The sequence below is a fragment of the uncultured Marinobacter sp. genome (genome assembly GCF_963974375.1).
Taxonomy (GTDB): Bacteria; Pseudomonadota; Gammaproteobacteria; order Pseudomonadales; family Oleiphilaceae; genus Marinobacter.
The window spans coordinates 1-9028 of the sequence record NZ_CAXBDN010000180.1 but is presented as its reverse complement, the minus strand read 5'-3'; the positions used below and the strand labels follow the sequence as shown (position 1 = coordinate 9028).

The following is a 9028-nucleotide window of genomic DNA, read 5'->3' as shown; positions in this document are numbered from 1 at the left end:
CTTTTGAAAAGATTACTCAGTCGTGGGCAGTTACACAATTTGGTTTACAGGCTCCCGGGCGACGGAATATAAAATGACTGTTGCAATAAAAATAAACATTTCAATAATCTTTTGTGGCTCTTGCCCTTTCTTCCCGGTCAACCGCACCAAGTCAGGGGTAATTAACTCTGAAGGCATGGATGCTGCTTGACCTCCTTCGGTGTGGACATGTCAAACCTTGCTAACAAAGTGAGCGACTTCCTGAGGGTGCTGCTACCGGTCACGCTCGCGGATCCATCATCTCCACTCGCTCAGGAAACATACCGTTTCGGGACGGCTTTCCGGGCAGCCGTTATCTTCGCTACCGTGTTTCACTTGGGAATGGTAATACTGTTTGCGGGCCTCGGCCTGACGACACTGGCCTGGTTTAATATCGGGAGTGTCACTGCCTGGTTGGTTGCAGGGATCCTGCTCCGGAAACAACGGCTGCTATTGAGTCAACTGATGGGCTCATTAGAGGTGACAGCCCACGCCTACATGAGTGTTTTGACGATCGGCTGGAATAGCGGATTCCACTATTACATCCTGATCCTCATTCCGGTCACATTATTCAGTCCTCAAGTGACAGGCCCGATCAAACTCGCAAGCTGCTTGGCCATTGCTTTTATCTACGTAGCCCTTTTCGGATTATCAATACCAGTCGTTCCGGGCCTTGATGATGTCTCACATTACTTTCTCTACGCCAACAGCCTCTCCTTCATCCTTGTTCTTGGCATGCTTTCCTACTACTACAGTTGGGCCGCCAAAGATTCCAGCGACAAGGTAGCCCTGCTACACAATCAGTTGGAAACTCTGGCTAGTATTGATCCATTGACAAACCTCCTGAATCGTCGAGAAATGCAACACCGCCTAAACGCTGCTGTCGAACTGAGTAAGCGTACGGCAAGGCCGACCGCGCTTCTTTTGATGGATATCGATTACTTCAAGCAATTCAATGATAACCATGGGCACGACTGCGGCGATCAGGTCCTCAAGACTCTCTCCGAGTTATTGCGTGACCAGTTGCGAGCGAATGACGTCGCGGCCCGCTGGGGCGGAGAGGAATTCCTGTTGCTGCTCGCAGATACGGATAGTGAAGGTGCAGCAACCGTGGCAGAAAGAATTCTGGCCCGGATCAACGCCTATGACTTCGAATACGCCGGGCAGCATATGAAGATAACGATTACGGTAGGCGTAGCCATGTATCAGTCGGAGGAGGCAATAAAGCAGACGATAGACCGTGCAGACGCTGCTCTATTGGAAGGCAAGCGGTCTGGCCGCAATCGAGTTGTCAGAAGCACACCCTGATTCCGGGGCACTGAACAGACGCACAGACTCCCGCCCGGCTCCGTCGATGAACGACATAGCCGGACGGGAAACTGGCCTTTTTAACCCAGCAAGGCGTTCAGGAAGATACGCGGGACCTTCAGCCACGAGGGTCGATACTGAAAGCGTGTCAGCAACCTGCCAATTTTGTGTTGTTTGCGATTGGTAACGAACCAGGGCGGTCTTGGTAACAGACTGAATCCGGATCCCAGCAGACTTCTGGGAAAGGGTCGAAAAGGAGCCCTGATAACACAACGTTCAACCTTGTCGAACATGTAAGTATTGTGGACGAAGCCAATACCGCTCTGAACGTCGTCCAGAGTATGTCCGGGGAAGGCACCCCATGGGCATTGCGGCATCAGAAACCCGAGCCCGGTCCAGGCGTTGATAGCAATCGTGCCGTAACGCAGTTCCGCGATGATGTCTTCGAAGGTTTCCTCGCCAATTTCCTCAATGGTGTCAGGGTGGATCAGAATGTTGGCGCCCAGGGTCCCATACAGCTCATCGTTGGCAAATGCCACAGCCTGTCTCAGGAATTGCTCCGCGTTGGCTGCCGCAAGCCGGCGTGTACTCATGGCCGGCGCAAACACTTCTGTAGTTTTGAACCATGCACTGGCGTCGTCGACATCATCCAGAGGGGTTACCACGCAGGCGTCTGCACCCGGTCGCTTGAAACTGAGAACATTGTCCCCCTTCGCCGAAAATTCCTCCATGCGCCCAGCTGCGCCGGGGTAATAAAGTGATCGCCCCGGGACCTGCGCCATCACTTTTTCCACTCGGGTCATCAGGTTATTGGTCAGTGCCCAGTTGTCAGGCAGGATCAGCATTTGGCAGGCGACGCAGTTGAATCCGGAATTGTGCAGTTTCTGAGTTGCAATATGTTCCGCCTGGAAATCGAGATCTGCCGTAGTCCAGGGGCCTGGAACAACGATCGTAGGGCAGACCGCTCCCAGTTCTGACGTTATACGACGGCTATTTTTCGGGGTCCCAGCTGCCTTGTTGGCGGCTTGCTCGCCCTTCATACCCCATATGATGGCATCGTGAGACAGCGCTGATCCGGTAATATGGATCTCTTCGATGGTGGGGTGGTTGCACAGATACCTGCCGACACCCACGCCTCCCCGAACCATCCGCAAAGCGCCACACTCGATTAGAGGCTTGAAGGCCTCTTTCAGGTAGACATCAAGATACTCATTGACTGGATTCATTTTCAGAAGCACCACCTGATTTTCGGTGAACAACTTCTGAAAACAGTCAAGTGGAGGAATCGCAGCAATATTACCGGCTCCCAGTACCAGGCATACTCGCCCTGGGCGCTTATCAAGCGGTACATCGTGGGCAGAGGCCGTATTACTCGCGAGATTACTCTCGGTTACGCCCTTCTGCATCCAGACCTCGGCATTAACGCCAGAGAGCAACAATTTGTCCCAGATTGAGTGTGGCAAAATTTTGGCTACAACCTGCCCTGTCGTTGATCTTCTCAGCGGGATGTTACGCAGAAAGGTCTTGCCGTTGAGACCGGATAATGTGTCGATTAAAAGGTTACAGGCGGTCATAAGGGCGAAAGGACCCGACATCCATTCTTCACCTTCCAGGGGCGAGCCCTTCGGAATCTGTTTCTGCCTGGCAGCCTCTTTGGCCCAGGCAGACGCGACGGAGTTCAGGCGATCACGAATTTCCTCGAGGATTTCAACTTTATCCGCCGGTGGCATGCGAGCCCAGTTCCGAGCAGAGGCTTCAAGTTCTGCCACGGCCTGATCAATAGGTCCAAACCGTATTTCTGAATGTGGTTTTTCGACAGCTGCAGTCATGATTATTGTCCTTATTGTGAGCACAGAGGGCCGGAGAGGAGGGATTCCAGCGACTTCGCCCCAGTTGCACAGCGGGGTGTAATAACACTAGTTCAATACAATACACTTGTACATTACACCTGTTTTTCTCGTCAAAATATGAGACTCACACCCCGGCATGTGGTCCGTTCGCAACGCTTGGGCGGGGAGATTACAACGCCATGCGCGGCCATTGGGGAATTACGGCGCGGGTGATTGAGGGGGGAGAGTTAGTACTTGGTGATGGTGTTCGGGCTTGTTTATGAACTGTTGAAAGCCGGGAACTCTTTGTTTAGTGGCCCAACCGCGTCAGATGAACAAGAATTCTGCCCGGTTTCCAGCATCACATAATTTCGCACAGTAGTGCATGGCTCTGCCTCGGATTGCCTGTCCTGGCAAGTCTCTCTACATGAAAAAGAACGTCAAATCTCACCGGGGTCTATTACATCGAGCTCCAGGGATTGGTACTGTCTCGCCAGCTTATCCATTCTTGCACCAGCCTCACTGTTCAGAGGACTGCGGGCTGAACAAAAACGGGGAATAACCATGTCAAGTAACGGGGTGACCATCAATCTGGTCAAGGAAGGCAGCGCCGCCGAGCAGGCTGGACTGCAGAATGGTGACGTAATCACGAGCTACAACGGCACCCCTGTAAGGACCGCAAACCACCTTGACAACGCCATCAAGGCGGGCAAGGGTAAAACTGAGGCCCTTGTTCACTATCAGCGCGGCGAGGGCGACGTGGAGCAAGTCAAGGTATCAAGCGGGCCATTGGGAATTCAGTCGGAAGGCGTAAAACCCCAAAGCTCAGCACCTTCTGCCAGAACCACCTCCGACGAACCCTCCTCGTTCTGGACGAAGCTGATCATGTTCGTAGCAACCATGATCCTGCTGCTCAATATTGTGGGGGCCGTTATTTCGTTGATGATCAACACTCAACTGATGACCCTGATTGCCGCCGCCGAGTCGGTACTGTTCGGCCTGTTCTACTATGGCGTGGCCTGGGTGCTCGTGAGTATCTGGGAAAATTCCACGGCAATCCGCCAGCAGTTGATCAAGTAACACTCCATACCCGTCTACGGAGCAACACGGACGTTCTGTCCCCGGCGTCAAGGATCAGGCCCGAGACTTCCAGGGTTTCGGGACGCATTTTGCTCTGGGTGTCTGCGATGACGCCGATTCGCATTTTTTCAGCCTTGCCAATAAGCCTTACTGGGCTCATCCATTGGAAAGAAATGTTCGATCCGCAAATTCTGCGCGGTCACATCCAGAGGCGTGCCAATGGTTGCGATGGTAGAAAAGATTCTGAGCTGATGGTCCCCCAGGTTCAGGGTAAACGGAATCGCCGGGTAATCCAGGTGTTCCACCAGATGGTTTTTCCAGTTCTGCGGAACGCCGGGCACCGTCAAGGCCTGTTCCAGCAATCGATTTGGCTGATCCCGATAGGGGCCGGCAAGATGCTCATGATAGACCCGTTGCAACATGTGGCAGGCAATGTTCTCCCAGTCGCCCACGAAGGGTTTCATGCCCTGATCGTCCAGTAGCGACAGCAGAAAGTTTGGCCGGGCCGTAAACTGAGCGCCCAGTTCGATCATTCTTACCATCATCTCCTGCATGGCCTGATTGGCCATCACCAGATAATACTCGTGGTCGAATACCACCGCCGGGTACGGCAGGTGCCCCTGCAACAGATGCTCAAGCGCCTCCCGAATCATGGCCATGCCGGGCGCGTTCAGATCCTGGTCGGAGTAGACCTGGCTGTACCCCGCCGCCGACAACAGACGGTTGGTTCCGGCCAGGTCCGCTTGCAGCATCTGAGCTAAATGCAGAACCATACCTTTACTGGGCTTGCTGCGGCCGGTTTCCAGAAAGCTGATGTGTTTTGGTGACACCTCGCAGGCAAGGCCGAAATCCATCTGGCTCAGGCGCTTGCCCTGCCGCATTTCTCTGAACAGCGTTCCGAAGGCACTCATTGTGTTTCCTTTCAGTTAAGAGGCTCCTGAAGCCATTATCCGTACCGAAGGTAGGCTGCACCATTACCTGTGAGGTAATTGAGAACCTCACCGCCCGGGTAGAAGCTTTGGAGCGTAGTGCAAACACATTGCGAAACCCGAGTGAAGTGATGCTATGAAAAACTTTGTCCGACAATTCAGTGTTAAGCAAATCGTCCTGAGCGATGTAATCCTCTCCACGCCCCTGGCGCTGGCTCTGATTCTGGCCGCTGAACCGATTGCCCAGTGGGCGGGCGGTCCCGGCGCAACTTTCTACCTGGTGGTCGGTATTGTACTGCTGGTGTGGTGTGCGGAAATGGTCGCCATGGCCATCAACGAACGGTGGATGGAGAGATACTTCAACCTGATGATCGGTGTCGATGTTACCTGGAGCCTGCTGGCCCTGGCCCTTATGGTGTGGTTTGCGGCAAGCCTGCAGCCCCTGGGCTGGGTGCTGTTCGCCCTGAACGTGCTGGTACCTCTGGACATGGCGTGGATGAAGCGGGTTGCTGGCAGTAAGGCTTTTGAGGCGGAGTTCAGCTAATCACCGAAGTACCGGGTAGCGGCAGCTCATGCCGCTACCCGAGAGACCGGCACCGGTGTCCCCCTGCACTGCAAAGAAGCCGGATCCCTGATCTCGATGTGCAGCAATTCAGAAAAACAGCGCCGGAGAAACGCCAAACCGGTTGCAGAGGGCTTCAATATGGTTGCGTGTCAGCTTTTTGCCATCAACACCATTGAGAATCTTGCTCACGTTGCCCTTTGAACCTATCTCTGGCAGATCAGCAACCCCGAGACCATGCTGAACCATAAGGGTTCTAAGCACAGCAATACCCCGGTCTGTTCCTGCAACCGCGGCATTAAAATCGGCAAACTCTCCAGCGTGGTCCTCCCAGCGCTCAATGCTGACGGCCAGGATCTCAACTAACGTCTTATTGGCTTCATAGTCGTCCACTAACTGATCCATCAACTCCAGCGCCCGCTCATAGTCATCTGGCGTTTCTATATGAGCCAGGAAAGGCAACTCGGCCAGCGCATCTCTGATCTGATAAACGGCAGGCGATACCATAGGCCTTACTCCCGATTGCGACGGTATTTTTCAGTCAGCCGGTCATACTCGGCATGGCTGCATACATGTTTCACGTACATACGGTTGTCACGGAACTCTATGAAGGCGATCAGCCGTAAGTTGTTTCCACCAATATCGATAATCCACCATTTGTCTCTGTACTTGAAATTATCCAGGGAAGGAAACACCCGGCGGAGCTCTTCCGGCGTATAAAACTGGCCATTCCGTAGCGTAATGTAAGTACTTACCAACGCCTCTCTGTCGTTGGGAAACTTTTTGGCTGCATCGTTGAACGGCTTCCTTGAAATTACGTGCACAAGACATCCTTGTTTCTTTTTTGGAAACCATAGCACAGAGTTTCCAAAATGGAAACCTCACTAAATCCAGTCATCCTCATCGGTAGTTGGATGATTTTACCTGCACCGATTGCGCTCATCTAAAGCTGCCCGACCGTGATCGGTAGCGCTTAATTCAATTTAAAGGCCTCACACCTCATTCGCCCTGCGATAGCCCCCCTTATAATCAAAAATCCGCTCCTGCACCTGCCAGTAATGCTTCTGCTTGCGGGCAATGACAAAATCCGGCGACGGCAACAGGGCCTGAATCTCCAGTACCTCATCCACCCGGCTGAACATTTTCGGGGTCTGGCCATTTGCCAGACGACGCCCGAACAGCCGGTTAAACACGCTGCGCTGCGGAGGCTTGCTGAAATCAAAAGACTCGCTGAGTTCCTCGCCATCTTCGCCATGATAGGTGATCCTCAGCTTATTACCGTTGTTGGCGGCATGGGCAGCCAACGTGATGCCGGCGCAACGAATCACTATGGCATCCTTGAGCTTCAGCGCGTCTCTTAACTGATCATCCGGGTCGATGATGGCTTTGTGGCACTGGTGGCAGTTACGGGCAGCAATATCATTCTCACCACCGCAGTGGGGACATTCCTTGAAACGGAAACGGTAATCGCACTGCTGCGGGCGCCCCTTCTTCACGTCCGGTTTATCGGTTTCCGCAGGCTCCAGCAGCCCCTGACAACGACGGCCGTAGTGCTCGATCACACTGCCTTCACTGTCGGTTTTGCCCCAGAAGATATTGGCAAACCCGCAGCCCGGGCAGAACACCTGTACCGGCTCGCTGTCGTGGTTGGGTTTCGGCTCCCCCACCTCCGGGTGATGCAGATTCACATGGTTGCCCGCGTAATCAATCACCAGGCAATCCTGTTTGCCTTCGTCGAGACGTAGCCCGCGGCCCACCATCTGCTGGTACAGGCTGACCGACTGGGTAGGACGAAGAATGGCAATCAGATCCACATGGGGCGCATCAAAGCCCGTGGTGAGCACAGACACATTCACCAGATACTTCAGCTGCCGCTGTTTGAAGCGCTGAATCAGTAGGTCCCGATCCTTTAAATCCGTGCCACCGGTCACCAGGGCAGTCTGGTGTGCCGGCAGATAGCCGGTGATTTCCCGGGCATGATCCACTGTAGCCGCGAAGATCATCACGCCACTGCGCTCAGCGGCTAGCTCCATCACCTGCTCGATGATGGCCCGGGTCACCCGCTTATGTTTGCTCAGCAGCTGGTTGACGTCCTTTTCGGCGTATTCGCCAAAGCGATCCTGAGCCAGCGCGGAGAAATCGTATTGCGCCACCGCCGCATTCACCAGCTCCGGCCGGGTGAGATACCCGCGACTGATCATATAGCTCAACGGCAGCTCATAAATGCAGTGCTGAAAGGGCTTGTCCTGATCATCACTACCGCCTCGAACAAAGCCCCGGTAGTGATAGCGATAGATCCAGCCCATGGCCAGACGATAGGGGGTGGCGGTAAGCCCGAGCACCTTGAGGGCGTCATTCTTTTGCCGCAGCAGCTCGATGATCCGTTGATACTGACTGGTTTCCTCACCGCTGACCCGATGGCACTCATCGATGATGACCAACGAGTACTCATCCCGGAACTGATCCAGATTCGCCGATACCGACTGCACACTGGCAAAGGTCACCTGATGCCGGTTTTCCCTGCGCTTCAGCCCTGCGGAGAAGACACCGCCCGTTAGCCCATAGCTCTGGTACTTGGCGTGATTCTGCTCCACCAGTTCTTTGACGTGGGTCAGTACCAGGATCCGGCGCCGGGCAAGACGGGCCAACTCGGCAATCACCAGGCTTTTACCGGCGCCGGTGGGCAGCACAATAACGGCGGACTCATCGGATTGGCGGAAATGCCTTAACGTGGCATCAACCGCTTCCTGCTGATAAGGGCGCAGCGTGAAAGGAGCCGTCATTGTGCAGGGCTTTGTACCGGGCAGGCGGAACTATGCCGCCTGGTTATAACTGACCCAACAGTGTTTCAGCGCTGCTCTGGTCCACGCCCTTGGGGTCGACGCCAAGCCATTCCACAACACCGTCATTGGCGATAAGCGCAAAGCGCTGACTGCGGATGCCCATGCCCCCGGCTGAGGCGTCGAGCTCCAGACCGAGCTTGCGGACGAAATCCGCATTGCCATCGCTCAGCATAAGAATGTGCTCGGCATTCTGGTCGCGTTGCCAGGCACTCATGACAAAGGCATCGTTTGTCGCCAGACAGGCAATCTGGTCGATGCCTTTTTCATGAATTTTGTCGGCATTGATCACAAACCCAGGCATGTGCGTCTGGGAGCAGCCAGGCGTGAAGGCACCCGGTACAGCAAACAGGGCAACGCGCCGACCGCTGAATAGCTCATCGGTAGAAATAACCTGAGGGCCTTTCTCACCCATGGTCCTGAGCTCTGCCTTGGGGAGTTTGTCGCCTACCTTGATCGTCA

The 9028-nt window shown here is 54.3% G+C and carries 9 protein-coding genes and 1 pseudogene; 4 read left to right on the top strand and 6 right to left on the bottom strand.

Annotated elements, in window-relative coordinates; genetic code table 11:
- The first annotated feature begins 207 nt into the window (after window positions 1-207).
- A complete protein-coding gene (locus tag AAC035_RS14580) occupies window positions 208-1326 on the top strand; it encodes a GGDEF domain-containing protein (protein ID WP_339805392.1) in 1119 nt (372 codons plus the stop codon).
- A gap of 80 nt (window positions 1327-1406) precedes the next feature.
- Here AAC035_RS14580 and AAC035_RS14575 read toward each other — a convergent pair whose 3' ends face one another.
- Window positions 1407-3155 (bottom strand): aldehyde dehydrogenase family protein, encoded by a 1749-nt coding sequence (locus AAC035_RS14575; RefSeq protein ID WP_339805390.1) that lies wholly within the window; start codon window positions 3153-3155, stop codon window positions 1407-1409.
- 176 nt (window positions 3156-3331) lie between these two features.
- Between AAC035_RS14575 and AAC035_RS14570 the strand changes: the two are divergent.
- Window positions 3332-3439, top strand: a pseudogene (locus tag AAC035_RS14570) (MOSC domain-containing protein); the annotation flags it as partial.
- A gap of 97 nt (window positions 3440-3536) precedes the next feature.
- The gene (locus AAC035_RS14565) at window positions 3537-4235 is read left to right on the top strand and encodes a PDZ domain-containing protein (protein WP_339805388.1); all 699 of its coding nucleotides are present in this window, start codon (window positions 3537-3539) and stop codon (window positions 4233-4235) included.
- A gap of 128 nt (window positions 4236-4363) precedes the next feature.
- Here AAC035_RS14565 and AAC035_RS14560 read toward each other — a convergent pair whose 3' ends face one another.
- A complete protein-coding gene (locus AAC035_RS14560; protein WP_339805386.1) occupies window positions 4364-5146 on the bottom strand; it encodes a helix-turn-helix transcriptional regulator in 783 nt (260 codons plus the stop codon).
- A gap of 154 nt (window positions 5147-5300) precedes the next feature.
- Here AAC035_RS14560 and AAC035_RS14555 point away from each other — a divergent pair, with 154 nt between their 5' ends.
- On the top strand, window positions 5301-5708 hold the full coding sequence (locus tag AAC035_RS14555; RefSeq protein ID WP_339805384.1) for a hypothetical protein: 408 nt from the start codon (window positions 5301-5303) through the stop codon (window positions 5706-5708).
- A 108-nt stretch (window positions 5709-5816) separates the two neighbouring features.
- On the opposite strand, the gene AAC035_RS14550 is transcribed toward AAC035_RS14555, so the two are convergent.
- The 4 genes from AAC035_RS14550 to AAC035_RS14535 form a co-directional block, all read right to left on the bottom strand.
- Window positions 5817-6233: a transcriptional regulator gene (locus AAC035_RS14550; protein ID WP_339805382.1), complete on the bottom strand. Its 417-nt coding sequence runs from the start codon at window positions 6231-6233 to the stop codon at window positions 5817-5819.
- A gap of 5 nt (window positions 6234-6238) precedes the next feature.
- Window positions 6239-6550, bottom strand: a complete 312-nt coding sequence (locus tag AAC035_RS14545; RefSeq protein WP_339805381.1) for a type II toxin-antitoxin system HigB family toxin — start codon at window positions 6548-6550, stop codon at window positions 6239-6241.
- A 168-nt stretch (window positions 6551-6718) separates the two neighbouring features.
- Window positions 6719-8509: a DEAD/DEAH box helicase gene (locus AAC035_RS14540; RefSeq protein ID WP_339805379.1), complete on the bottom strand. Its 1791-nt coding sequence runs from the start codon at window positions 8507-8509 to the stop codon at window positions 6719-6721.
- A gap of 43 nt (window positions 8510-8552) precedes the next feature.
- Window positions 8553-9028 (bottom strand): peroxiredoxin (locus tag AAC035_RS14535; protein WP_339805377.1); only part of this gene is annotated, 476 nt, incomplete at its 5' end.

What these genes read in the sequence shown, in the direction of transcription:
- AAC035_RS14575 (WP_339805390.1), bottom strand. Translation starts at nt 3,155, where the DNA reads ATGACTGCAGCTGTCGAAAAACCACATTCAGAAATACGGTTTGGACCT.
- AAC035_RS14555 (WP_339805384.1), top strand. Translation starts at nt 5,301, where the DNA reads ATGAAAAACTTTGTCCGACAATTCAGTGTTAAGCAAATCGTCCTGAGC.
- AAC035_RS14540 (WP_339805379.1), bottom strand. Translation starts at nt 8,509, where the DNA reads ATGACGGCTCCTTTCACGCTGCGCCCTTATCAGCAGGAAGCGGTTGAT.
- AAC035_RS14580 (WP_339805392.1), top strand. Translation starts at nt 208, where the DNA reads ATGTCAAACCTTGCTAACAAAGTGAGCGACTTCCTGAGGGTGCTGCTA.
- AAC035_RS14550 (WP_339805382.1), bottom strand. Translation starts at nt 6,233, where the DNA reads ATGGTATCGCCTGCCGTTTATCAGATCAGAGATGCGCTGGCCGAGTTG.
- AAC035_RS14560 (WP_339805386.1), bottom strand. Translation starts at nt 5,146, where the DNA reads ATGAGTGCCTTCGGAACGCTGTTCAGAGAAATGCGGCAGGGCAAGCGC.